This is a genomic window from Streptomyces sp. NPDC047880 (assembly GCF_040706515.1).
Lineage (GTDB): Bacteria > Actinomycetota > Actinomycetes > Streptomycetales > Streptomycetaceae > Streptomyces.
The window spans coordinates 1-24,403 of record NZ_JBEZOK010000043.1 but is presented as its reverse complement, the minus strand read 5'-3'; the positions used below and the strand labels follow the sequence as shown (position 1 = coordinate 24,403).

The 24,403-nt window shown below is 68.6% G+C and carries 19 protein-coding genes; 18 read left to right on the top strand and 1 reads right to left on the bottom strand.

Annotated elements, in window-relative coordinates:
* The first annotated feature begins 1 nt into the window (after position 1).
* From AB0937_RS37600 to AB0937_RS37515, 18 genes are all read left to right on the top strand, one after another.
* A complete protein-coding gene (locus tag AB0937_RS37600) occupies positions 2–934 on the top strand; it encodes an ATP-binding cassette domain-containing protein (RefSeq protein WP_366718562.1) in 933 nt (310 codons plus the stop codon).
* Positions 931–1,758 (top strand): ABC transporter permease, encoded by an 828-nt coding sequence (locus AB0937_RS37595; protein WP_366718561.1) that lies wholly within the window; start codon positions 931–933, stop codon positions 1,756–1,758. The genes AB0937_RS37600 and AB0937_RS37595 overlap by 4 nt, the downstream gene beginning before the upstream one ends.
* Positions 1,759–1,859: 101 nt before the next feature.
* Positions 1,860–4,916 carry an amino acid adenylation domain-containing protein gene (locus AB0937_RS37590; RefSeq protein WP_366718559.1) on the top strand — a complete coding sequence of 1,019 codons (3,057 nt, stop codon included), beginning with the start codon at positions 1,860–1,862 and terminating at the stop codon, positions 4,914–4,916.
* Positions 4,917–4,984: 68 nt separating this feature from the next.
* Positions 4,985–5,896, top strand: a complete 912-nt coding sequence (locus AB0937_RS37585) for a TauD/TfdA family dioxygenase (RefSeq protein WP_366718578.1) — start codon at positions 4,985–4,987, stop codon at positions 5,894–5,896.
* A gap of 15 nt (positions 5,897–5,911) precedes the next feature.
* Positions 5,912–6,943: a 2,3-diaminopropionate biosynthesis protein SbnB gene (sbnB, locus tag AB0937_RS37580; RefSeq protein WP_366718557.1), complete on the top strand. Its 1,032-nt coding sequence runs from the start codon at positions 5,912–5,914 to the stop codon at positions 6,941–6,943.
* Between the two features lie 28 nt (positions 6,944–6,971).
* Positions 6,972–7,982, top strand: a complete 1,011-nt coding sequence (gene sbnA, locus AB0937_RS37575; RefSeq protein ID WP_366718555.1) for a 2,3-diaminopropionate biosynthesis protein SbnA — start codon at positions 6,972–6,974, stop codon at positions 7,980–7,982.
* Positions 7,982–8,965, top strand: a complete 984-nt coding sequence (locus AB0937_RS37570; protein ID WP_366718553.1) for a TauD/TfdA family dioxygenase — start codon at positions 7,982–7,984, stop codon at positions 8,963–8,965. The genes sbnA and AB0937_RS37570 overlap by 1 nt, the downstream gene beginning before the upstream one ends.
* A 45-nt stretch (positions 8,966–9,010) precedes the next feature.
* The gene (locus AB0937_RS37565; protein WP_366718551.1) at positions 9,011–9,658 is read left to right on the top strand and encodes a response regulator transcription factor; all 648 of its coding nucleotides are present in this window, start codon (positions 9,011–9,013) and stop codon (positions 9,656–9,658) included.
* Between the two features lie 112 nt (positions 9,659–9,770).
* Positions 9,771–10,538, top strand: a complete 768-nt coding sequence (locus tag AB0937_RS37560) for an ABC transporter ATP-binding protein (protein WP_366718576.1) — start codon at positions 9,771–9,773, stop codon at positions 10,536–10,538.
* A complete protein-coding gene (locus AB0937_RS37555; protein WP_366718549.1) occupies positions 10,532–11,869 on the top strand; it encodes an FtsX-like permease family protein in 1,338 nt (445 codons plus the stop codon). Before AB0937_RS37560 ends, AB0937_RS37555 begins: the two co-directional genes overlap by 7 nt.
* Positions 11,866–13,083: a sensor domain-containing protein gene (locus AB0937_RS37550; RefSeq protein ID WP_366718547.1), complete on the top strand. Its 1,218-nt coding sequence runs from the start codon at positions 11,866–11,868 to the stop codon at positions 13,081–13,083. The genes AB0937_RS37555 and AB0937_RS37550 overlap by 4 nt, the downstream gene beginning before the upstream one ends.
* Positions 13,084–13,221: 138 nt before the next feature.
* Positions 13,222–14,217: an alpha/beta hydrolase gene (locus tag AB0937_RS37545; protein ID WP_366718545.1), complete on the top strand. Its 996-nt coding sequence runs from the start codon at positions 13,222–13,224 to the stop codon at positions 14,215–14,217.
* The gene (locus tag AB0937_RS37540; protein ID WP_366718543.1) at positions 14,210–15,535 is read left to right on the top strand and encodes an acyltransferase; all 1,326 of its coding nucleotides are present in this window, start codon (positions 14,210–14,212) and stop codon (positions 15,533–15,535) included. Before AB0937_RS37545 ends, AB0937_RS37540 begins: the two co-directional genes overlap by 8 nt.
* 70 nt (positions 15,536–15,605) lie before the next feature.
* Complete coding sequence (locus AB0937_RS37535; RefSeq protein WP_366718542.1) at positions 15,606–16,379, top strand: class I SAM-dependent methyltransferase; 774 nt, start codon at positions 15,606–15,608, stop codon at positions 16,377–16,379.
* A 742-nt stretch (positions 16,380–17,121) separates the two neighbouring features.
* A complete protein-coding gene (locus AB0937_RS37530; protein ID WP_366718540.1) occupies positions 17,122–19,110 on the top strand; it encodes a BTAD domain-containing putative transcriptional regulator in 1,989 nt (662 codons plus the stop codon).
* Between the two features lie 43 nt (positions 19,111–19,153).
* The gene (locus tag AB0937_RS37525; RefSeq protein WP_366718574.1) at positions 19,154–20,047 is read left to right on the top strand and encodes an alpha/beta fold hydrolase; all 894 of its coding nucleotides are present in this window, start codon (positions 19,154–19,156) and stop codon (positions 20,045–20,047) included.
* A gap of 16 nt (positions 20,048–20,063) precedes the next feature.
* A complete protein-coding gene (locus AB0937_RS37520; protein ID WP_366718538.1) occupies positions 20,064–21,503 on the top strand; it encodes an amidase family protein in 1,440 nt (479 codons plus the stop codon).
* A gap of 63 nt (positions 21,504–21,566) precedes the next feature.
* The gene (locus tag AB0937_RS37515) at positions 21,567–22,823 is read left to right on the top strand and encodes a DUF1015 domain-containing protein (protein WP_366718536.1); all 1,257 of its coding nucleotides are present in this window, start codon (positions 21,567–21,569) and stop codon (positions 22,821–22,823) included.
* 57 nt (positions 22,824–22,880) lie between these two features.
* Here AB0937_RS37515 and AB0937_RS37510 read toward each other — a convergent pair whose 3' ends face one another.
* On the bottom strand, positions 22,881–24,323 hold the full coding sequence (locus AB0937_RS37510; RefSeq protein ID WP_366718534.1) for a S41 family peptidase: 1,443 nt from the start codon (positions 24,321–24,323) through the stop codon (positions 22,881–22,883).
* Between the last annotated feature and the right edge of the window lie 80 nt (positions 24,324–24,403).

Here is a 24,403-nt window from a genome sequence, read left to right as displayed (position 1 = left end):
CATGACTCTGGCTATCGAGGTCGAGGGCCTGGTGAAGCGCTTCGGCGCCCACCGGGCCCTCGACGGACTCGACCTCGCGGTGCCGGCCGGTCAGATCCTGGGCCTTCTCGGCCCGAACGGGGCGGGGAAGACCACGACGGTGCGTGTCCTGGCGACCCTGCTGCAACCCGATGCCGGGCGGGCCCGGATCTTCGGGTACGACGTGGCGAAAGAGCCCCATCAGGTCCGCCGCTGCATCGCGCTGACCGGGCAGTTCGCCTCGGTCGACGGCAACATTTCCGGCAGGGAGAACCTGTATCTCATCGCCCGCCTCCTGGGCGTGCCCGCCCGGCGGGCCCGGTCGGAGGCGAACGGGATGCTGGAGCGGTTCCGGCTCGCCGAAGCGGGAGGCAAGCCCGCCCGCGAGTACTCCGGCGGAATGCGCCGGCGTCTCGACCTCGCCGCATCGCTCATGGGCGAGCCGAGGCTCATCTACCTCGACGAGCCGACCACCGGACTGGACCCGCACAGCCGCAACGAGCTGTGGGCCACGGTGAAGGAACGCGCCCAGGCCGGCGCGACCGTCCTGCTCACCACCCAGTACATGGAAGAGGCCGAGGCGCTTGCCGACTCGGTGGTCGTCGTGGACAAGGGACGGGTGACCGCCGCCGGCACGGCCGCGGAGCTCCGGGCCCGGGTGGGAGGCCGGACCCTGGAGATACGGCCCGCCCACCCCCGGGATCTGGCAGCCCTCGCCGGAAGCCTGGCTCTGGAAGGGCTGGACGGGCAGATCGACCAGGAGGCCTGCGTGGTCCGGCTGCCGCTCGTGGAACCGGACGAACTGACCCGCGCCGTGCGGGCCGTCACCGCCTCGGCGGTGGAGGTCCTGGCCGTGGACACCCGGGTCGCCAGCCTCGACGAGGCCTTCATCGAACTGACCAGGAGCACCGCGTGACCCCGACCACCGACATCGCGCCGACCGTCGAGGTACCCCCCCTCGTCGGCTCCGCCCGGAACGGGCCGCGGGACATCGTCAGGCAGTCGCTGGCCCTCGCCCGGCGCAACATGCTCCAGTTGCGCGGCGACCCCGGACAGCTCCTCGACTCCGTGGTGATGCCGATGGTCTTCACCCTCATCTTCCTGTACGTCTTCGGCGGGGCCATCTGGGGAGACCGGCCGGGAGACTACCGGCAGTTCCTCCTGCCGGGCATCATGGTGCAGACGCTCATGTTCGCGTCCCGTTCCACCGGTTATCTGCTCGCCGTCGACTTCGACAGCGGTGTGATGGACCGGTTCCGGTCCCTGCCCATCGCCCGCTCGGCGGTCCTGACCGGCCGGATCGTCGCAGACATGAGCCGGCTCCTGCTGGGCCAGGTCATCATGCTCCTGTTCGCGCTCGCCATCGGCTTCCGGGTGGAGACCAACTTCCTGTTCGCGGTGGCCGCCTTGCTGCTCACGCTGCTGTACGGCACCGCGCTGGCCTGGGTGTCGGCCTTCATCGGCCTGACGCTCCGCAGCCCCAACACCGTGCAGTCGGTGGGCTTCCTCTGGATGATCCCGTTCCAGTTCGGCAGCTCCATGCTGGTGCCGACCAGCACGATGCCGGGCTGGCTGCGGGCCTTCGCCGAGGCCAACCCCACGACCCTGGTCACGGACGCGTGCCGCAACCTGCTGGCCGGGGGGCCGATCGCCGGCCCTGTCCTCGGCACCGTGCTGTGGAGCGTGGGCCTCATGTGCTTTGCGGTTCCACTGGCGATATCCCGCTATCGACGTCGCTGAAATGTGATCGATAACGAGAGGGAAACCCTCCTGATAACGGGAGGGAAACCCTCACTCATACATTCATCTCATTCCAACTCCGCGAGTGGAGGAGCCCTCTCATGAGGTCCGGTCATACCACCGTTCCGAGGTGGCAGGCGAAAATCGGTTCGGCACCGGGCACGGCGACCGTTGGCATTCCGCTGGCGTGCGAACCGACACCGGCAGAACTGTCCGCCGCCCACGCCAAGGTCGTCGCCGTTCTCAGCGGTGAGGACGAGGTGGTCTTCGGCCCCGTGCCCCACCTCGTGCCGGTGGCCGGCACCACCTGGGCCGGCCTGGTGGACCGCGTCCGCGACGCGGCCGCGGTACCCCGCCACGGCTTCGAGACCGTGGCCGGCGGGACGCCGGGCACCCTGCCCGACGGCGTGGTGTTCGGGGTGTCCGTCACCGGCGGCGAACTGGTGCTGACGTACCGCACCGAAGACTTCGACGCCGACCATGCGACCCGGGTCGCCGGCTATCACCACACGGCTCTCCACCGCATCGCCACTGAACCGGACGCTCCGCACGAGGGCCGCAGCCTGCTCTCCGCCGAGGAACGGCACCTCCAGCTCGTCGGCATGGCCGGTCCGGCGCGACAGCTTCCGGACCGCCGCTTCCACGAGCTCTTCGAGGACCGCGTGCGCCTGCACCCCGGGAAGACCGCCGCGATCATGGGCGAGCGCCGGATCACTTACGCCGAACTGAACGCCCACGCGAACCGGATCGCCCGGACCCTCCTTGCCCGCGGCCTGACCGCCGAGAGTTCCGTTGCCGTCGTGACCGAGCGCAACCTGGACTGGATGGCCTGCGTCCTCGCCGTGTTCAAGGCCGGCGGTGTCTACGTGCCGATCGAGCCGCACTTCCCGGCGGACCGCATCGGCACCACCCTCGACCGCGCGGGATGCACCCTCGTCCTCACGGAACCCGGAAGCACCGCCACCCTCGACGAGGCGTTGTACCACCGCCCGTCCGTCACCGTGCTCCGCGTCGACGAGAGCGACGGGGCCGACTCGACGGACCTCGGGATCGACATCCGCCCCGACCGGCTGGCCTATGTCTACTTCACCTCCGGCTCCACCGGTAAGCCCAAGGGGGTGATGTGCGAGCACGAGGGAATGCTCAACCACCTCTACGCGAAGACCGACGACCTCGGGGTGGGGGAGGACGACGTCGTCGCGCAGGTCGCTCCGCAGTGCTTCGACATCTCGCTCTGGCAGCTCGTCGCGGCCCTGCTGGTCGGCGGCACGACACTCATCGTGCCGCAGGAGGCGATCCTCGACGTGGAGAGGTTCGTGGAGGTCGTTCGCGGCGCGGACGTGGCCCAGCTGGTCCCCTCCTACCTCGAAGTGGTGCTGTCGCACCTGGAGGAGCACGGCGGCGGCCTCGGCCGGATCCGCTGCCTCTCGGCCACCGGTGAGGCGCTCAAGAAGGAGCTCGTCGAACGTTGGTTCGCCGCCTTCCCCGGCACCGCGCTCGTCAACGCGTACGGGCTCACCGAGACCTCCGACGACACCAACCACGAGGTCATGACCGAGCCGCCGCACGGTGACCGGGTCCCCCTCGGGCCGGCCGTCGCCAACGTGCGGGTCTATGTCGTCGATCCCGACCTCGAACCGGTGCCGCTCGGCTCGCCCGGCGAGATCGTGTTCGCCGGAATCTGCGTCGGCCGCGGCTACATCAACGACCCGGAGCGCACGGCCGCCGCGTACGGCAGCGATCCGCACCGGCCGGGAGAACGGCTCTACCGCTCCGGCGACTTCGGCCGCTGGCGTCCCGACGGCAAGCTGGAGTTCCTGGGCCGCCGCGACGCACAGGTGAAGCTGCGCGGCTTCCGCATCGAGCTCGGCGAGATCGAGAACCGGCTGCTCGGCGTCGCCGGGATCCGTGACACCGCCGTGGTCGTCGTCGGTGAGAGCCTGGCGGCGTTCTACGCCGCCACCGCCGACGTGCCGGTCGACGAGCTGCGGACGTGGCTGGCAGCCGCGCTGCCGGAGTACATGGTGCCGAGCCGTTTCCATCGCCTTGACGCCCTGCCGCTCACCGCCAACAGCAAGATCGACAGGAAGCGGCTGGCGCAGCTCGCTGCGGCGGACGAGGACGGCCCGGAGCCGCCGGTCACCCCGACGGAACAGCGGATCGCCGACGCCTGGGCGGCCGTGCTCGGCCTGGCGCCCGAACGGGTCGGCCGCGACAGCCACTTCTTCGACTCGGGCGGCACCTCCCTCTCCGCCGTACGCCTCGTCGTGAAGCTCGATCGGGCCGTGTCGCTGAAAGATCTCACCCGGTACCCGCGACTGAGTGACCTGGCCGCGTTCATCGACCAGACCGGCAAGCCCGAGCAGGCAGGTTCCGCAACGGGCGTGCTGAACCCACTCCTCCTGCCTCCCTCCCCGGCCGGCACTCTCGTCTGCTTCCCCTATGCGGGCGGCAATGCCATCAACTTCCATCATCTGGCAGGCGAGTTGGCGGACAGCGGGCTGGCCGTGCACGGAGTGGAGCTGCCAGGACACGACCTCACGGTCGAAGCCGAGCCGTTCGTCTCCCTGGAGCAGATCGCCAAGACCACGGCGAGTGAGATCGACCGATGTGCCGCCGGCCCGATCCTGTTGTGGGGACATTCATCCGGGGCGGCCCTGGCCGTGGTGACCGCGCGCCTTCTCGAGCAGATGGGCCATGACGTGCGGGCCGTCCTGATCGGTGCCCAACTCGTCGGAGCCCCTGACGTGCGGCGGAGGTCCAGCGCCGAGATCGAAGCGCTCACGCCCCTGGAGGTCGCGGCGCGGCTCAGCGGCGACAGCGGCTACGCCGAACTCGCCGGGACGGACACGACCCGAGCTGCGCTGGTCGGCGCGGCATACCGGCACGACGTCCTGGAAGCGAACACGTTCTTCGCCGACGCTGTGGAGAACCCCCCGCTCGCGCTCATCGAGGCCCCGCTGACCCTCGTCATCGCAGCCGACGATCCCGCCACCCAGGGCCACGAGGGCGACCTTCCCGCCTGGCGCGGCATCGCCCGGACCGTTCAGGTCCGCGAGCTGCCCGATGGCGGTCACCACTTCTTCCGCACCAGGCCGGCGCAGACCGCCGCCGTCGTGCGGGCCGTCCACGACATGCACCAACGAGAGCGAGTGTGAAAGTGCCGCCGACTGATACGGATCTCTTCGCCGGACTCGACGGGCACTGTGCCGAAGGCCGTCCGGCCATCGTCACGGTTGCCGACGCGTCGGACCCGGCGGCCTGGGCCGCCCAGCACCAGGAAGCGCTGTACCGAATCGTCGCCTCACAAGGCGCCGTACTCGTGCGCGGTCTGGGACTGACCGACGCCGCCGGCGCCGCTGCGGTTCTCAAAGTCCTGGGCAACGACCTGATGTCCGAACGCGAGGCGTTCGCGCCCCGCTGGACGTATGACGACCGCATCTACTCATCCTCCAAGTGGCCGCCGAACCAGCCGATGTGCATGCACCACGAGCTGAGCTACGCCGTCGAGTTCCCGGCCACCATGGTCTTCGCCTGCCTCAGCGCACCCATCGCCGGCGGGGCCACCGCCCTGGCCGACGCCGGTCGGGTCCTGCAGCAGCTGCCCACCGATCTCGTCGAGCGCTTCGAGCGGGAGGGGTGGCTGCTCACCCGCAGCTACAACGAGGACATCGGTGTTCCGTGGTCGGAGGCGTTCGGCACCACCGATCGCTCCGAGGTCGAGAGGTACTGCGCGGCCAACGACATTTCCTTCGAGTGGCGCGGCGAGGAACTGCGCACCAGCCAGCGCCGGCCGGCGGTGCTTCAGCATCCTGCCGACGGCCGGCGGCTCTGGTTCAACCAGATCGCCTTCCTCAACCAGTGGACGATGGCGCCCGAGGTACGCGAGTACCTGGTCGACGTCTACGGCCCGGAAGGCCTGCCGTTCAACACGAGTTTCGGCGACGGTGGCGAGGTCACCGAGGATGTCGTCGCGCTCATCAACAAGGTGTACGACTCCGTCACCGTCGCCGAGCCGTGGCGCCCGGGCGACGTGATGCTCGTCGACAACCTCCGCACGGCGCACAGCCGGCTGCCCTACGACGGAGCCCGCGAGGTGCTCGTCGCCATGGCGAATCCCACCACCCGTTCCGTATAGAGGTTCAGCAGCCACATGACCAAGCACAGCCCAGATTTCGCAGTGATCTCCGGCCGGCAGGTGCAGCATGCACTGAGCGGGCAGGAGAAGCTGGTCACAGAGATCGTCGAAGCGGCCTACATCGCGCACGGCACGGGGAAGACGGTCAACCCGCCGTCGTACTTCCTCCGATTCCCCGATCGGCCCACGGCCCGGATCATCGCTCTTCCGGCGTCGCTCGGCGGCGACGACGCCGTGGACGGACTCAAGTGGATCTCCAGTTTCCCGGAGAACGTGGGGTCAGGGCTGCCGCGTGCTTCCGCCGTCCTGATCCTCAACGACCCGCGCACCGGCTATCCGTACGCCTGCCTGGAGAGCTCGATCATCAGCGCGAGCAGGACGGCCGCCTCAGCCGCACTGGCCGCCGATCGGCTCACCCGCGGACGTGCCCGCCCCACCCGGGTGGGTTTTGTCGGAACCGGTCTGATCGCCCGCTATCTGCACACGTATCTGGCAGGCACGGGATGGAGCTTCGACGAGGTCGGTGTGCACGACCTGTCCGACGATCACGCTGCCGGATTCGCCGACTACCTGGACCGCTCGGACGAGAACGGCCGGGTGAGCGTGTACGACTCAGTGGATGATCTGATCCGCGCCAGCGACCTGGTCGTCTTCGCCACGGTGGCGGGTGCTCCGCACGTCACCGACCCGCGGCTGTTCGCCCATCACCCGCTCGTGCTCCATGTCTCGCTGCGTGATCTGGCACCGGAGATCATCCTCGAATCGGCCAACTATGTCGACGACGTCGAGCACTGCTTGAAGGCCGACACGTCGCCGCACCTGGCCGAACAGCTCTCCGGCAACAGGGACTTCCTCGACGGCACCCTCTACGACGTCATGACGGGTCGCTCCGAGGTGCCGACGGATCGCACGGTGGTGTTCTCCCCGTTCGGCCTGGGTGTGCTCGACCTGGCGGTCAGCGCCCACGTCTACGACCAGGTGTCGCGAAGCGGTGACCTGCACGTGGTCGAGGACTTCTTCCACGAGATGAACCGGTACGGCGGCTAGGGGCGACTGCCCGGAACGGGAGAGAGCTGTGCCAATAATTTCAGAGCCGCAGCAGTACCACGAAAACGATCTGTTCGTCGACCTCCATCGGACCTTCGGACGCAGGCTCTACCTGAAGTGCGAAGGGTTCAACTTCGCGGGTTCGATCAAGCTCAAGGCCGCTCGGGCGATGGTCGAGGCGGCGGAGGCCGGCGGGGTGCTGCGACCCGGCTCGGTTCTGGTGGAGTCGTCGTCGGGCAACCTCGGCGTCGCGCTGAGCATTCTCGCCGCCAGCAAGGGCTACGGCTTCGTCTGCGTCACGGACAGCAGATGCAATCTGGCCACGAAGCAACTCATCGAGGCCATGGGCGGTACGGTCCACACCGTTACGGAACCTGCGGCTGACGGCGGCTTTCTCGGCGCGAGGCTGCACCTGGTGAAGGAGCTGTGCGAGTCGGACGACCGCCATGTCTGGCTCAATCAGTACGCGAACCCGAACAACGCGCTCGCACACTACTGGGCGACGGCGCCGGCGATCGTCGAGAGCTTCCCCGACCTGCACGTGGCCTTCATCGGTGCGGGCACTACCGGCACGCTCATGGGGTGCGCCCGCTACTTCAAGGAAAAGCGTCCTGATGTCAAGGTCGTCGCGGTCGACGCAGTCGGCTCGGTGACCTTCGGAGGGCCGGCCCTGCCGCGGCAGATCCCCGGCCTCGGCACGGGTGTCCGCCCACCGTTGCTCGACCGGTCCTACGTCGACGACGTGGTCCACGTGCACGAGGTGGACACCATACGAGCCTGCCGACGACTGGCCAGACGCGGCTTCCTCTTCGGAGGATCCACGGGGACGGTGATCAGCGGCGCCCTGCGCTGGCTCGACGAGTACGCACCAGGTGCGGACGTCACCGCCGTGGCTGTCGCACCGGACATGGGCGACAGATATCTGGACTCGGTCTATCACACAGGCTGGGTCGAGGAAATCTACGGCAGAGCAGCGCTCGCCGACGAAGCCGAAGAGCTCGAGGAAGTTCCGACGATGTCCACCACAGGTGTTGTCTGATGGCAGAGCTGCTGGAAAACGGTGTCCGCGACGACGCCGCCTTCACACTCGGCGGCGAGGCCGCCACCGTGGAGGCTGTCGCACGGGAGATACTCCGCGCCGCCGACGGCCGGGTCGACTCACCTGAGTTCGTGGCAGCCGCCAGGGACGCCTGGGACAGCCTCCCTGCCACGCTTCGCCGGGAGATCCGCCGGTTCCGCCGCCACTCCGGCCTCCGCGGACGCCTGTTGATCCGGGGGCTTCCGGTGGGCGAGGAATCGCGGCCCACCCCGTCGGCCGCGGACTCGGTCCAGAGGGAATCCTCAGTCGCCGCCGCGATCCTCCTCATGGCGGCGTGTGGCCTCGGCGACCCCGCCGCGTATCTCCAGGAAAAGTCCGGAGCCCTGGTGCAGGACGTCGTGCCCGTCCCGGGCAGTGAGGAATTCCAGGGAAACGCGGGATCTGTCCTCCTGTCCTTCCACACGGAGAACGCGTTTCACGAACACCGCCCGGACTACGTCATGCTGCTGTGTCTGCGCACCGACCACGAGGGTGTCGCGGGGACGCGTACCGCCTGCGTCCGTGAGGTCCTGGACCTGCTCAGCCCGGCAGCCAGGAAGACGCTGAGCCTCCCCGAATTCACCACCGAGGCTCCACCGTCCTTCGGATCCGGTCGCCAGGGGGCGTTCCACCACCCGGTGCTGGGTGGCTCGTGGACCGATCCGGATCTGCGCGTCGACTTCGCCGCCACCCGGGCCACCACGGAGGAGGGGGCCACCGCCCTCACCGAACTGGGCGCGCTCTTCGAGCAGGTGTCGACGACGTCGCAACTGCTCCCCGGCGACCTGGTCATCGTCGACAACCACGTCACCGCGCACGGCCGCACCGCGTTCACCCCTCGTTACGACGGCCGGGACCGTTGGCTGCAGCGCACCTTCGCGCTGACGGCTCTTCGACGCTCGCGGGGCCAGCGTCCGGACGACGGTTACGTGCTGGTTGAATGAAATGAGGCCGGCGCGAGGGATCGGCCGTCGACGAGGGAGTGCGCAGTGCGAGTGGTCATCGCCGAGGACTCGGTCATTCTCCGTGAGGGCATGGTGGAACTGCTGACCGCCCGAGGCTGTGAAGTTCTCGCGACCGTGGACGACGCCGACGGACTGCTGACCGCGGTGGCCACGCACGCCCCGGATGTCGCCGTGGTCGACATCCGCATGCCGCCCACCCACACGGACGAGGGCATCCGAGCGGCCGTCCAGCTCCGCGCGGACCACCCCGATGTGGGCGTTCTCGTCTTCTCCCAGCATGCCGAGCCGTCCTTGGCGGCCCGGCTGCTCGCCGGCGAGGCGTCGGGCATCGGGTACCTGCTCAAGGAACGCGTCGCGGCCACCGCCGACTTCATCGAGGCGTTGCGCAGGGTCGCGGCCGGCGGGGTGGCCCTCGACCCGGAGATCGTCAGCCGCATGCTCAACACCGGCAGCCGCCCCCTCGACCGGCTGACCGAGCGCGAACGAGTGGCCCTGGACCTGATGGCCCAGGGCCACTCGAACCGCTCCATCGCCGAACTGCTCGTCATTTCCGAACGTGCGGTGGAGAAGCACGCGGCATCCATCTTCGCCAAGTTCGATCTTCCTCCTACGGCTGCGGACAACCGCCGTGTCAAGGCAGTTGTGGCGTACTTGCAGGAGTCCAGGACCTGACCTCCGGCCAGGAGTGCGGCCATGGACGCCGGCGAGGGGGGCGGATATCCGAACCCCGTAGTCGGGAGGTAGCACGATGGCCCTCAGCAGCCGTGTTGCCGAGAATGAAGGCATGTCACTGAGCACCGGGGCCCAAGCCCGCCCAGTCACCGAAAGCGGTCTGGGAATTCACGCGCAGAACCTGCACCGCTCGTACGGCCGTGGCCGTGCCGCGGTTCACGCGCTGCGCGGGGTGGACATCGGCTTCGCGCCGGGCACCTTCACCGCGGTGATGGGCCCGTCCGGATCGGGCAAGTCGACTCTGCTGCAGTGCGTGGCGGGCATGGACCGGCAGACGTCCGGAACAGTCCACTGGGGCACGACCGAGATCACCGCGCTGCCCGAACGCCGCCTGGCTCAGCTGCGGCGCGCAGAGGCGGGATTCATCTTCCAGTCGTACAACCTGATGCCTGCCATGACGGTCGAGCAGAACGTCGCCCTGACCTCTCGGCTGGCGGGCGACCGGGTGGATTGGGCAGCGGTCACCGAATGCCTCGAGCGGGTGGGTCTTGCCGACCGGAGGAAGGAACGGCCCGGCCGTCTCTCCGGTGGCCAGCAGCAACGCGTTGCCGTGGCACGTGCATTGTTCGCCCGGCCGCGCGTCCTGTTCGCCGATGAGCCGACCGGCGCGCTCGACCGTGCGACCGGGCGCGAGGTGCTGTGGCTCCTGCGTGAGGGCGTCGAGAACGAAGGCCGCACATGCGTCATGGTCACGCACGATCCGGTCGCGGCGAGTTTCGCGGACCGCGTGGTCGTTCTCGCCGATGGCGTCCTGGTCGACGAACTGACACGCCCGTCCGCCGCGCAGATCTCCGAGAAGCTGAGTGAGCTCGCATGCTGAGGCTCGCCCTCGGACTGCTGCGGGTCAGGCCCTCCCTGTTCGCGGGACCGGCCACGGCCCTCCTGATGGCTGTCGCCGTGATCACCATGTTCGGATCCCTCATCGCCACGGCGATCGGTGGCCACACAGGCTCGCGGCTCGGAATGATCGGCGGGGCGTTCGGCGAGATCGCCATGCTGATGGCGCTGTTCACGGTCACCAACACGCTCTCGTTCTCCGTGCGCGGGCAGGCCCGGGACATGGCTCTGCTGCGTTCGAGCGGGGCGACGCCGGCCCAGATCAAGCGCCTGATCAGGTGCCAGGTGCTCTGGCTGACCCTCTTCGTCTCACCGCCGGCGTGGTTGCTCGGATCGTGGGGTGCCGACCGGTTCCTGGAAGAGCTTGCCGCCAGGGACATCGTCCCGGCGGACGCGGCCCCGGTGTGGGCTCCCTGGCCTCTGATGATCGCTACGGTGGTGACACTGCTGGTCGGAGTCGGTGCGTCGAAGATCGCCGCACGCCGGATCGTCCGCGGCAGGCCGTCCACTGCGCTCGCGCAGACGGCCGAGCAGACGAAGATGGGCTGGCTTCGAGGCATTGCCGGTCTGCTCGTGATCGCGGGCTCGGTGCCCCTCGTGGTGTTCACCTCCGGGCAACCGGCCGACAAGTCCGCACAACTGGCGCTGCTCGGATCGCTGCTCTTCCTGGTCGCTGCCGGACTGCTCGGGCCCTTGCTGGCACGGCTGTCCATCGTGCTGCTCGGTGTGCCGTTCAGGCTGATGGGCCGCAGGCACAGGGGAGACGCCGGGGGTGCTCTCGCCGCCGACAACCTGCGCGGGCACGCCTACCGTTTGTCTTCCGCGGTGGTGCCGATCGCGCTGCTGGTCGGACTCTCGACCACATTCGCCTCGGTCAGCGGCACCCTTGAGGAGGTTGCTCCGCCCGGCGCCTATGCCGAGAGCGACATCTGGCTCCGCGGGGTGGAACTCGCCATGCTGGCCGGCTTCGGAGCGGTGGCCACGGTGAACACCCTCGCCTCACTGACCACGGCGCGACGGCGCGAGTACGCGCTGCTCGCCCTGACCGGCGCGACCCGGCGTCAGCTGATGCGCATGCTCGGCACGGAGGCGACACTGACCGCCCTGGCCGGAGTGGTGCTCGGAATTCTGGTCGCCGCGCCCATGAGCATGGCGTTCGCGAGGGCGGCGACGGGCGAGTTGCTTCCCACGATCGCGTTCCACACGTATGCCCCTCTGGTGCTGGGACCTGTGGCGCTGACTGTGCTGACGATCCTGTTCACCGGTGCGCGGGCCACCTCGGAGCCGGCGGTCACCGCTGTGGCCGCGCAGTGACCGCGCCCCGCGTTGCGGACGAGGCCCGCGACGGACGACGGACGCCGCGGGCGGGAGCGATCGTCTTCGCCATCACCGGAGTGCCGCTCTCCCTCTTGGGCATGGTCTACGTCCTCGCGGTCCTCTACGTCGGCGGCTTGCTCTCGCTGACCGTGATCGGGCTGCCGGTACTCGCGCTCGGGCTGTGGGGGGCCCGCCACCTCGGCCGGGCTCATGCCCGGTTGATGAGAACACTGCTCGGTGAGGACATCGATCCCCCCGTGCCACCGGCGGTGGCATCCGGCGCGCTGGGCTGGATCCGGAGCAATCTGAGTGATGTGACCGCCTGGCGCAGCGTGCTCTACCTGATGCTGCGGCTCCCACTCGACCTGATCGCCTTCGTGGTGACGTTCGCGCTGCCCGCCTTCGGTGTGTGGTCGATCGTATGGGCGGTGATCGGAAGCCAGGAGCTCTGGCTGGCGGCTGTTTCGGTCCTGGGCGGCTTGATCGTCCTGGTCTTCGCCCCGGTGGCGGCTCGCACGATGATGCGGCTGCACCGGCAGCTGGGCCGGAAGCTGCTCGGTCCCAGCACCTCCCAACTGCGGGTCAAGACCCTGGAACGGGCGCGCAGCGTCGCGTTCACCGAGGGCACTCGCGACCTGAGACAGGTCGAGCGCGACCTGCACGACGGTACGCAAGCCCAGCTGGTCGCGATCGCCATGACGCTGTCGTTGGCCACCGACACTCTGGAAGGCGAATCGTCCACCGGCCGTACCGGCGCCCTCATCGCCCGGGCCCGCACCCAGACCGACACGGCCATTGCGGAACTCAGGCGTCTCATCGACGGGATCAACCCCGCCGCGCTCGACCGGGGACTCGCCGACGCGCTGCCGCAGTTGACCGGCCAGGCCGGAGTACCCGTGGATCTGCGGGTGGAGATGTCACAGCGGCCGGACCCGGTGATCGAGCGGGTGGCGTACTTCTGTGTCGCCGAGCTGCTCACCAACGTCGCCAAGCACAGCGGGGCGACAAAGGCGTCGGTGGATGCCCGTGTCGTCGGGAACGTGCTGCGGATCCAGGTCCGGGACGACGGCGGCGGGGGAGCCAGGATCGGTGCGGGCAGCGGCCTGTCGGGTCTGAGAGAACGGCTGACGGCGGTCGACGGCACCCTCGGTCTCGACAGCCCGCCCGCGGGCCCGACCACCGTCGTGCTTGAGATGCCGGTCCGGATCTGACCTTCCGCGCACGACGGGCCGCGCACGTCTCGCCGCGGCCCGATTCACCCCGCCTCAACACCACGGCGTCCTCGACGCCGCTTTCCCCCCGGTCCGACGCTTCGCGCCGGCCCATGCCCAGAGGAAGGAGAGCTGTCCATGCGCGCTGCGCGGATCAGACTCGGAATGCTGATAGCCACTGTCGCCGGATGCATCGTTGCGTCCGTCACGGCCGCCACTGCGAACGCGGTGCTCGACCTGCCGGCCGCGCCCCGGCATGTGGCCGTCACGGCGAAAGAACTGCCCGAGCTCTACGGCGAGAACCGAAGGCACCTCGCCCGCGCAGCCGATGCGGCACGCCGGATGGGCGATGGTGAGCGGGCCCGGGCCCTGGGCGATCTCGCCTCCCCCGACCGCGACTTCCTGGAGGTCTCCGCCGAGGGTGACGGCCGGGCGGTGGAGGTTCTCGGAGACCTGGCGCACGCGCGGCGGATCGCCCTTCTGGTTCCGGGCTCGGACACCACCGTCGACACCTTCGACCACCTCGGCTCCCGGCACGGCTCGGTGGCCGGCGGCAGCCGGGCGCTGTACGCGCAGATGCGAGCCCTCGCACCGCACACGCGGGTTGCCGTCATCGGGTGGTACGGATACCGGGCGCCTCGCACCAAGAGCCGTGACACCGTGACCCAGGAACGAGCGCAGGAGGGCGGGCAGTTGCTCCGCCGCCAGATCGACCGGCTACAGGGAATCAACCCCGATGCCTCCGTGGCTCTGTTGTGCCATTCGTACGGGTCCGTGGTGTGCGGGGACGCGGTGCGCGGCATGAATCGGTCCGCGCCCTCCACGCTGACGGGTCTCGCAGTCTTCGGCAGCCCGGGGATGGGTGTCGAGTCGGCCGTTGAATTGGGCGCCGGCATCCCGGTGTGGGCGGGGCGAGGCAGCAGGGACTGGATCTCGCACGTGCCGCACGCCCAGTACGGCTTGTTCGGCGAGACAGTGGGGTTCGGCCCGGACCCGGCGTCCGTGGAGTTCGGCGCCCGGCGGCTCCCTGTCGGCGAGAGCCGGCACGGCGACTACCTGCGTCCGGGCAGCCTTTCGCTCCGAAGCATCGCGCTGATCGGCCTGGGCCGAGGCCGGCAGGTGTCCCGTGGCTGATGTACGGGTCAGTACGGGAAACGAGCGCCCCGCTCCGGTGGTCTGGGGCGACCTGGCACCGGTACAGCCTGTCCGGCTGACTCCGGTGCAGCGACTGCACCGAGCCGTGCTGCGTATCGATGCGGCAACTCCGGTTTCCCGCGACCGTGCGGTCGATGTCCTGCGTGCCTACTCCATCCTCGGTGTGGTGCTCGGCCACTGGCTGGTGAGCGCGGTGGTGTTACGGGCAGGCGGTCATCTGGCCGGTGACAGCCCCCTGCGCCACATGCCGGCTCTCACGCCGGTGACGTGGCTGTTGCAGCCGCTCGCTCTGTTCTTCTTCGTCGGCGGCCGGGTCGGATCCCGGAGCTACTCCTCCGCGGTGGCGACCGGGACCCGCTACCGGACCTGGTTGGCCCAGCGCCTACGCCAGTTGGTGCGTCCGGCCTCGGCTCTGCTGGGTGTGTGGCTGCTGGTGCTGATCGGGCTGGCGGTTGAAGGTGTGGCGTTCGAGACGATCCGTACCCTGCTGCGGCTCGCGGTGTCCCCGCTCTGGTTCCTCTGCGTCTACGTGGTGATCACGGCGGCCACTCCGCTCATCAGGCGGTGTGGTGCGGGCCGGCTGGTGCTGGTGGCCATCGCGCTGGTCATGGCCACGGATCTGGTCCGCGGGCTGGCCGGCGACCTTGCATGGGTCGGTTCGCTGCGATGGCTGAACGTCTTCACCGGCTGGCTGGTGCCCTACGCCCTGGGGGTGTTCTGGGCGGCAGGCGGCCTGGCCCGCCGCAGGTACGCGGTCGGCATGCTCGTCTGTGGTGCGGCCGGCCTGACCGGCCTGGTGCTGTGGTGTGACTATCCGGCCAGCATGGTCGGCGTTCCCGGGGCGGTCCTGTCCAACCTCAACCCGCCGAGCCTCGCGGCTGTCTGCTTCGGTCTGGCCCAGTGCGGTCTCGGACTGCTGTTGTGCGGCCCGCTCCGCCGGCTGACCGGACAGCCGACGGAGCCGGCTGTGCCGCTCTCCGCCTGCGCGCCCTACGCGGCAGGGGCACGTGCCACCGCGGGACAGTTCTGCTGGGCGGCCGTGGCGTTGCTGAACCTTTCGGCCATGACGATCTTCCTCTGGCACCAGACGTCCATGCTCGCCGCCACCGTGTTCTCCCTCGGGTTCGGACAACGCTGGCCCGGACTCCACACGGCGCCGGAAGACCCGTACTGGGTGGTTCTCCGTCTTTTCTGGATTCCTGTTTTCATATGCGTTCTTGTTGTCTTCTGGGCGGCTTTCAAAGACGTGGAAAAGGCTGCTCGGCGACCCGTCGATATTCGGCCGATAATCGAATAATGCCGCACTTGCCTAGGGTTTCAAGCATTCCTGGACTTCCATTCGCTGCAGCGTGCATCAGGAGGATTTAATGACCATCTCGAACAATATTCAGGGCTCAGTGGACAGCAGTGCTGACGCGACTTCAGTGCGTAGTGCCGTGCATTCACTTCGAGACCTCACGGTGCAAGCAGTTTCAGAACTCTATGAGAAGTACCAGGACGACCTGCGTGCCGTCAGGGATCAGCAGCGAGACTTCCTTCGGCAGCGCGGCAAGTCGATGAAGGCTCAACTCGACGACTACGAGGCGGAGATCACCTACCTGCTGCTGCGCGAGTACCGGCCTGAGACGGTGGTCGAGATCGGCACGTTCTACGGCTGGTCCACCATGTGGATTCTCAGTGCTTTGCGAGACAACGGCGTGGGGCACCTGTATTCGTTCGACATCGTCGACCACGTGGTCGGTAATGTTCCGGCTGATCTTTCTGCCAACCGCTGGACATTCACCAAGGGTGATGTTCGGGAGACGCTCGGAGACGTCGTCGGCAGCGCGGACTATCTCTTCATCGACGCCGACCACGGTGCTCGATTTGGTCGCTGGTACGTGGAGAACGTTTTCCCGATGGTTCGCCCCGGTACCCCGACCAGTGTGCACGATGTATTCCACGGTCGCCGGCCGAAGCCGATCAGCGAGGGTTCGGTTCTCATAAAGTGGCTCGCCGGGAAGAACAAGAGCTTTTTCACCCCCTCGGCCGCGAAGGCTCCCGAAGTCATCGAGCGCCTCAGCGAGACGAAGAAGAAATTGCGGCTTGACACTCCTGTTCGCGAGAGTCGTCACAATCCGATGGTGTTCTTCACTCTTTGATGACACCGCGGATTTGTCGCCGAAGAGGGATAGGAGACGTCCGGTCTATTTTTTTCCTGTTGGTCGGATTCGGGTAGGGTGCGAAAGTCGGCCGGTGGAGTGGAATGACTTGTCCGAGCAGTGCCGTTGTGGTTGGGTCTCGGTGGCGGGCGCACCCGGAAGTGGGCGCGCCGCCCGGCCGGAACCTCGTTTCCTTGTTCCCCGGTGCCCAGGGCGTGTGGTAGCCGCAACGGTCACCGGGGCGGGCGGCCCTTGAAGTGGACTGAAAATGTCGGGCCCGTGAACTGCAAAGACCTGCGGCGGCGAGAAGGGGGAGCGTGAGACCAAGATCACGAAGGTTTGGGCTGCTCCCTGCCGACCAGGTCGACCGGTGGGAGTAGGTTGTGATGCTGAACTACCCCCTCCGGTATGGATGTTGTCCTGACGGTGCAGGTGAGGGGCGGCCTCGAGCGGGCGGGCGAGATAGGGGAGTGGCTGGGAAATGCGGCAGAAGAATCGCCCTTCCGGAGATTCTCGGGAACGCCTGGTGGCCCCGCCGCATCATCCTTCATGTGTAGCAGGTGAAAGCGTTATGGTTTCTTCCTGTTGATCCGCTCTGACGCCGGGTGGAAGCGGTCGAAGAGGGTGGAACGGCGTGGCCGCCGGACTGGTCCGGCGCTCTCTTCGGCTTGCGGAGGTGTGTGATTCATCAAGCTTGAGCAAGACCAGCTCGAGCTCGGTAATTTAACGGGGACTTTTAGTAGTGCATAATGTGGCTGCAGCTTCATTGACGATACGGTCGAAAACGGAGGTATTGCCGTCGCGTGTACGGGCGCGGCAGAGAAGCGCCCAACGGGCCGAGCCGAGCATCTCGTTCCAGGTCCTCGGCGCGCTGGAAGCGTGGGTGGGGCCGCGAAAGGTCGAGATCGGCGGGCCCCGGCAGCGAATCGTGCTGGCGATGCTGCTCCTCGCGCCGGACCGGGTCGTATCGATCGATCAACTGGTCGAAGCCGTCTGGAACGGGCGGCCGCCGACCACATGCCGCACTCAGATCGCCATCTGCGTCGCCAGCCTGCGCAAGGCGTTCCGGGCCGCTGGGTACACAGGGGAGCTGATCGACACTTCCGCGCCCGGATACCTGTTGCGCTCGGCCGGACATCACATCGACTCGATGGAGTTCGCGGCCGGAGTGGACGCGGCGCAGACGCTTGCACGTCACGGGGACGTCGGCGCTGCCACCGACCGGCTCGGACAGGCGCTCGCGCTGTGGCGGGGACCAGTTCTGACCGACATGTCCAGCGCCGTCCTGGAGACGGAGGCGGAACTCCTGGATCACCGGAGGCTCACCGCCTACGAGCAGTACGCAACCCTGCAACTGCAGCTCGGCCGGCATCGTGAGGTCATCTCCGAGCTGACGACCCTCGTGCGCGACCGGCCGTTGTGGGAGCAGGCGCGAGCCGCGCTCATGCTCGCCCACTACCGTTCGGGCCACCGGTCCGAGGCTCTTGCTCTCTTCCGTCAGGCGCAGCGCGTCTTCCGCGAGGAGATCGGCCTCGAACCCGGCAGTGTCCTTCAGGATCTGCACACGGCCATCCTTCAGGAGGCCTCCGACCTGATGCCGCCCACAGACATGACCGGATCGCTGAACGCTCATGCTGCCTTGCCGCAACTTCCCTTGGGTGCAGCGGAGTTCATAGGCCGGGAGGGCGATGTCCAATCCCTCGACGCCTTGCTTCGCCGGGCCCGCGAAGGCATATCGTCCGTGGGCCTGGTGGTGGGTCGCCCCGGAATCGGCAAGACCGCCCTTGTGCTGCACTGGGCACGCAGAGCGGCCCACGCGTTTCCCGATGGGCAGCTCTACGTCGACTTCGAACGGACCGGCACCCCCGACGCCCCTGCCGCCCTCCTGCGCGCCCTTGGCATGTCGGATACCGAGATACCTCGCAACTACCAGGACCGGCTCAAGGAGTTCCACCGGCAGATCGGGCAGCTGCGGGCTCTGGTCATCCTCGATGGGGTGCCCGATGACAGCATCGCCCATGATTTCCTCCCCAAGGCGGGGAGGTGCTGCGTCCTGATGACGAGCCGACGCGTACTCGCGACCGCGGCACAGGTCCGGCTGAGCCTGCAAGAACTGACCCCGGCGGACTCCGTGACGCTGCTCGGCACGCTGGTGGACGACGGACGGGCCGAAGAGGACACGGCCGCCGCGCACCGCATCGCCTCGCTGTGCGACCACTTGCCGCTGGCCCTGTCCGCGGCGGCCGCACGCCTCGTCGCCAAGCCCCACTGGCGTTTTCCGCATCTGTTGACACGGCTCGGCGATCGCCGGCACCGCCTGGAGGAACTCAGCACGGGTGCCCCCGTTCTCCGTCAGGTCCTGGACAGCGTGTACCGGACGCTGTCGCCCGCGGCTGCCGGCCTGTACGCCCGGCTCGGTCTCATCAATGGCGAGTGCATAGCCGTCTGGGAGGCCCAAGCCCTGCTCGATGTCGGATCGATGGCCGCACAGCGGCTGCTCGAGGAGTTGGTGGACGCCACGTTGCTCGAAGTGGCCGACACCGGCCCGGACGGCTGGTTCCGCTACCGTCTGCCCACGCTGCATGCTCTGCACGCGGAGGAGACGGCTCATACGGAGGTGGCCGCACCCGTCCGGAAGGCGGCGTGCGACCGAGTGCTGGCAGCCGCTTCCTCCCACGTGAAGTGCCCGGCCGATAGCAGGGCGATACCGGCCCTTCGTATGGTCGACTGACCGCCCTCTCGCCGAGCCCGCGACTCGGCAGGTTTCCACGGTGATGGTCCGGCGCGCCTCCGTGCGCGGCGGACACCGCGGTCAGACCGCGACGCCGGTCTTCATGAGCGGCGGGGGCGTCCGGGCCACGCCGCGACCTCCCACTCGAACACTTCTTCGGAGGCGTACCATGATTGCCGCTCAACAGGCCAACACCTGGTTGCGGAGATACCGACCGGTGGAACAGCCCCGGGTCCGACTGGTCTGCTTCGCGCATGCCGGCGGCGGCCCGAGCGCCTTCCGTACCTGGCCTGCCGCGCTGCCGTCCGACGTCGAGGTGGTCGCGGTGCGCTATCCAGGGCGTCAGGACCGTGTGACCGAACCTTCCGTCGATCGGATGGAGCCGATGGTCGCGGCGGTCACGGAGGCACTCACGCCACTGCTCGACCGGCCGCTCGTCCTGTTCGGGCACAGCATGGGCGCGTGGATCGCGTACGAGGTGGCGCAGCGGATGCCGGTGCGTGCGTTGATCGTCTCGGGCCAAGTGCCGCCCTCCCGGAGGAATTCGGCGCGCCCCGGCTCGGCCCGCCGAGGCGACCACAGCGGTGAGTTCAGCGACGACGTGCTCGTCGAGGAGGTCAAACGGCTGGGCGGATACGACGCCCAGCTTTTCGAGGACCCCGAGCTGCGTGATCTCGTCCTGCCGCCGATCCGGGCGGATTTCACACTCGTACGGACCTACCGCCCGGGCCGTCCGAACCTGCTCGACTGCCCGGTGCACGCCTGCTACGGCGAGGATGATGCCGATACCCGGGCGCACGACGTCGACGCCTGGGCCGAGGTCAGCACAGGCCCCTTTACGGCGCACCGTTTTCCCGGCGGCCACTTCTACCTGGCCGACCACGAGGCAGCACTGCTGCGTGAGCTCTCCTCGCTGCCGGCGGTGTCCCGTGCTTGATCTGGCCGAAGCGACAGTGGCGCGACTGCGGAAGGCGCTCGGCGACGGGAGTCTCACCGCCCTCGAGTTGACCCGCTGGTACCTGGACCGCATCCAGCGTTTCAATGACGAACTGTGCGCGGTCATCGAGGTCAATCCGGACGCCGAGGCAGAGGCCGCCCGGCTTGACGCCGGCCCGATCCGCGGTCCGCTGCACGGCATCCCCGTCCTCCTCAAGGACAACCTGGACACCGCCGATCGCATGCACACCACCAGCGGCTCGACGGTCATGCTCGGGTCCCGGCCAGAACGCGACGCCACCGTCGTGGCTCGGCTGCGAGCCGCCGGAGCCGTGCTGCTCGGCAAGGCGAACAAGACTTCGTGGATTCTCGGGCCCGCGGGCTGGAGCGCCCGGGGTGGCCAGACGCGCAATCCGTACGACCTGACGCGATCGCCACACGGGTCGAGTTCGGGCTCAGCGGTGGGCGCCTCGGCGAACCTGTGCGCGGTGGCGCTCGGCACCGAGACCATCGGGTCGATCCTGGGGCCCGCCGCCGCGAACTGCCTGGTCGGAGTGAAGCCGACCACCGGACTCACCAGTCGGGCGGGCATGATCCCCGGCATCCCCAGCTTCGACTCGATCGGACCCCTGACGCGTTCGGTCGCCGACGCCGCGGAAGTGCTCTCCGTGATCGCCGGGCCCGACCCGCTGGACCCGGCAACGGACGGCGTGCCCGCGCTTGACTATGTGAGCTTCCTCGGCGCCACGGATCTGCGCGGTGTGCGCGTCGGTGTGCCTCGCAAGATGTTCTTCGGCTACAGCGAAGCGGCCGACGCGGTTGCCGAGTCCGCTCTGGAAGCCCTGAGCCGGGCCGGCGCGGTCATCGTCGAGGGGACGGACATTCCCGGGGCGGACGAGCTCACCACCGACCCGTCCTTCGGCTGCGTCGTGGTGAACGAGACCGCCCACGGCCTGGGGCAGTACCTTGCCCGGACACCCGGCAGCCACCCGCGTAGCATCGCCGCCCTGGTGGAGGCCAACCGGGCGAACGCCGCGGTCGAGCTGGAGCTGTACGAGCAGGACATCCTGGAGATGCTGGCCGCGCACACCCCGGACCTGGACGACCCGGGCTACCGCGACGCGCTGGCCACCGTGCGGCGAAAGGCGCGAGCGGAAGGCATCGACGCCGTCATGGACGAGCACCGACTCGACGCGCTGGTCATGCCCACCTGCCCGCCGCCGTGGCCGATCGACGTCGTCGAGGGCGATCCCGAGCCGCACGGAGCCGCACTCGCGCCCGGTCTGGCCGGCTACCCCGCAATCAGTGTGCCGGCGGGCTGGACGGAGGGCCTGCCCGTCGGTGTCACCTTCACGGGAAGAGCGTTCAGCGAACCCGTTCTGTTCCGCCTGGCGCACGTCTTCGAGCAAACGAGACCGTCCCGCCGCCCGCCCGGCGACCTCACCGGCGCACGGTGAACGACCGTGCTTGATCTCCTTCCCGGAAAGGACGACCCCGCACCGCCGCCATGGACCCGCGGCTTGAGGCTGCTCCCGCTGCGCGGAGTTCGCTATGTCCCGGAGGAAGTCGGCGGCCTGGAAGCCGTGATCTCGCCACCGCTCGACGGCGTGGTCCGCGGTGACGAGCGAGCCTGCGCGCATCCGCACCACATCGTCCGGCTGATCCTCCCGCAGGCTGACACGGCTGAGGGCCGCCGACGGCAGGCATCAGGGACGCTGCGTGCGTGGCTCGCCGAAGGCATCCTCGCCTCCGACGCCGAACCAGCCCTGTATGTCTACGAGCAATCGCGTGGCGACTTCGTGCAGCGCGGCGTGATCGGGGCCCTGGCGCTCTCTCCACCCGAGGAAGGCATCGTCCTTCCCCACGAGGACGTCATCGTGCACGTCCTGGAGGAACGGGCGGCCCTGGTGCGGGCCACCGCCGCCCACCTCGAACCACTGCTGCTCAGCTACCGGGGCACTGCCGGACCGACGGGAGCCACGTCCGTCGTCGAGCGAGCGACAGCCCGTCCTCCCCTGCTGGTCACCACCACGGAGGACGGCTTCCAGCATCGCCTGTGGTCGATCACCGACCAGACCGATGTCGGCGAAGTGGCCGATCACATCGCCGGCCATCAGGCTCTCATCGCCGACGGCCACCACCGATGGGCCACGTACCTACGGCTGCAGCGGGAGCAGGCCGTGACGCCCAGCCCTTGGGACTACGGGCTTGTCCTCCTCGTGGACACGGCGCTGTACCCCCTTCAGGTCAACGCGATCCACCGGCTCCTGCATCGGCTTCCGGTCTCCGAGGCGCTGGACGCGGTGGGAAACTCCTTCCGCGTCCGACGCCTGGACACGTCCCTTGCCCAGGCCATGGCGGCCCTGGAGGAAGCCGCCTCCACCGGCAACGCCTTCCTTCTCGCCGGCGATGGTTCCTATCACCTCCTCGACAGCCCGGACCCAGCGCTTCTCGCCCGTACGCTGAGACAGGATCGTCCGGCGCAGTGGCGCGCCCTGGATGCCGCGGTGCTGCACGAAACCCTCCTGGCCCAGGTGTGGTGCATCCCCGACGATGCCGACTCCATCGCGTACCTCCACGACGCGGAGTCGGCGGTCGAACAGGCGGAGCTTCATGACGCGACCGCTGTGCTGATGCATCCGGTACGCGAAGAAGTAGTTCACGACCTGGCGCGCAGAGGCATCACGATGCCGCGGAAGTCGACCTCCTTCGGCCCGAAGCCTGCCTCCGGCCTGATCTTGTACAGCCTGGAAGACATGTGCCTTCCTCCCGAGTAGGCGGGCGCGTCAGGTGGACGAAGCATGCGGCGCACAGTCCGGACGCGCACGCCTGCCTCAGCCGAGAAGTTCGCGCGCCCGGGTGAGTGCGCTGTCGCGGCGGGCCGCGAAATCGGCATCGGTGAAAACGGGCACGCGGATGGTGGGAGGGATACCGGCCCCGTCGAAAGCCTCGCCCATCGAGGCGAGGTACTTCTCATTGGGCAGGGTGAAGGACCAGCCATTGGGCAGGACACGGTCCATGGTGTCGGAGAGAGCTCCTTGGGTGTTCTCACCGATGCGGACGGGGGCCGGGGTGCGGTTCATGAGGGCCTGGGTGAAGGTCTCGCCCGCGCTGACGGTCAGGCGGCCGGTGAGCACGGCGAGCGGGCCGGTGTAGACCGGACCGCCTGACCGCGGGCTCACCCCGATCGGCTGGGCCGAGGTGAACCGTTCCGCACCCACGGTGTTGTCGCGGGCTCGCTTCGTGTAGGCGGTGTACGGGTGGGCGGTGAGTCGGGAGGCGATGCGCAGCCCGAGAGCGTCGGAGCCGCCGCCGTTGAAACGCAGATCGATGACGAGTGCGCGCAGCGCCCGGGGGCCACGGGTGCGCGCTTCGGTGAAGACGGCGTCGAGGGCCTTGTCGAGTTCGGCCCGGTCCCTTGCGTGGTCGCCGTTCTCGGTGAAGCCGGAGAAACGGGTGATGCGCAGATAGCCGATGCGGTGGGGCAGGTCGGCGTAGCCGATGGCGCCCCGCCCCCAGCGTCGTTGGGGCGTGCCGACGCTCGCGGTCGTCGCCTTCTCGATCCTCGTGACGGTGTCGGACGTGGGCGCCTTCGTGCCTGCTTGATGGCCCGTGAAGTGCTGATGCCTGCCCGAGGCGATCGCGGTGTGGGCGTCATGCAGTGGCTCGATCATGCGTTTGAGGATGCCGAACAGTTCGGCATCGGTGGTGTCGGCGGTGACGGCGGGGCGGTAGTGGTCACGTACGGCGGTCCAGTCGATGCCCTTGGCTGTGAATGAGGGGTAGTTCTCCGCGTACGTCTGCCAGAAGGTGTCGAAGACGGAGCGAGGGTCCGTCGGCGGCCTTCGACCGCACCTCGCGGGAAGCTCGTGGATGCGGTGCAGGGTGCGGAACCCCGCGTTGTCCGCGAAGCGAAGCCTGATGACGTCGCTGTTGTCACCGGTGTCCGGAGCCAGCGTGATGCGCCCGGCCTGCTCGCTGTCGGCCGGCGTGAAATCCAGGGCGCCGCCTGCCCGGGACGAGCCGCTCTGCTCGGCTTCCAGGCTGCCGGGCAGGCAACTGACGCGTGTCGTCTCGTAGGTGCGAAGGTGGTGTCCGCGGACCGAGACGACGGTGCCGTATCCGGTGCTCTGCCATAGTCCCTGCAACGACGGGTTCGCAGACGCCGCGTTCCCGAGCGTCCCGGTGCCACAGGTCATCGTGGGCAGGGCAGCGGCGGCGAGGACGAGTGCGACGGCGCGGAACGGCACGCGCCTGCGACGGACCGTGAGGTGCATGACTCGTACGTTACGGAGAGCACGACTGCCGACACTATGGGGTGTGCACCCGTGGCCGAGTTCGGGAATCCGAACTCGGC

Coding starts and splice junctions, on each gene's coding strand:
- AB0937_RS37600 (WP_366718562.1), top strand. CDS start 2: ATGACTCTGGCTATCGAGGTCGAGGGCCTGGTGAAGCGCTTCGGCGCC.
- AB0937_RS37570 (WP_366718553.1), top strand. CDS start 7,982: ATGGCAGAGCTGCTGGAAAACGGTGTCCGCGACGACGCCGCCTTCACA.
- AB0937_RS37545 (WP_366718545.1), top strand. CDS start 13,222: ATGCGCGCTGCGCGGATCAGACTCGGAATGCTGATAGCCACTGTCGCC.
- AB0937_RS37525 (WP_366718574.1), top strand. CDS start 19,154: ATGGTCCGGCGCGCCTCCGTGCGCGGCGGACACCGCGGTCAGACCGCG.
- AB0937_RS37535 (WP_366718542.1), top strand. CDS start 15,606: ATGACCATCTCGAACAATATTCAGGGCTCAGTGGACAGCAGTGCTGAC.
- AB0937_RS37590 (WP_366718559.1), top strand. CDS start 1,860: ATGAGGTCCGGTCATACCACCGTTCCGAGGTGGCAGGCGAAAATCGGT.
- AB0937_RS37555 (WP_366718549.1), top strand. CDS start 10,532: ATGCTGAGGCTCGCCCTCGGACTGCTGCGGGTCAGGCCCTCCCTGTTC.
- AB0937_RS37510 (WP_366718534.1), bottom strand. CDS start 24,323: ATGCACCTCACGGTCCGTCGCAGGCGCGTGCCGTTCCGCGCCGTCGCA.
- sbnB (WP_366718557.1), top strand. CDS start 5,912: ATGACCAAGCACAGCCCAGATTTCGCAGTGATCTCCGGCCGGCAGGTG.
- AB0937_RS37560 (WP_366718576.1), top strand. CDS start 9,771: ATGTCACTGAGCACCGGGGCCCAAGCCCGCCCAGTCACCGAAAGCGGT.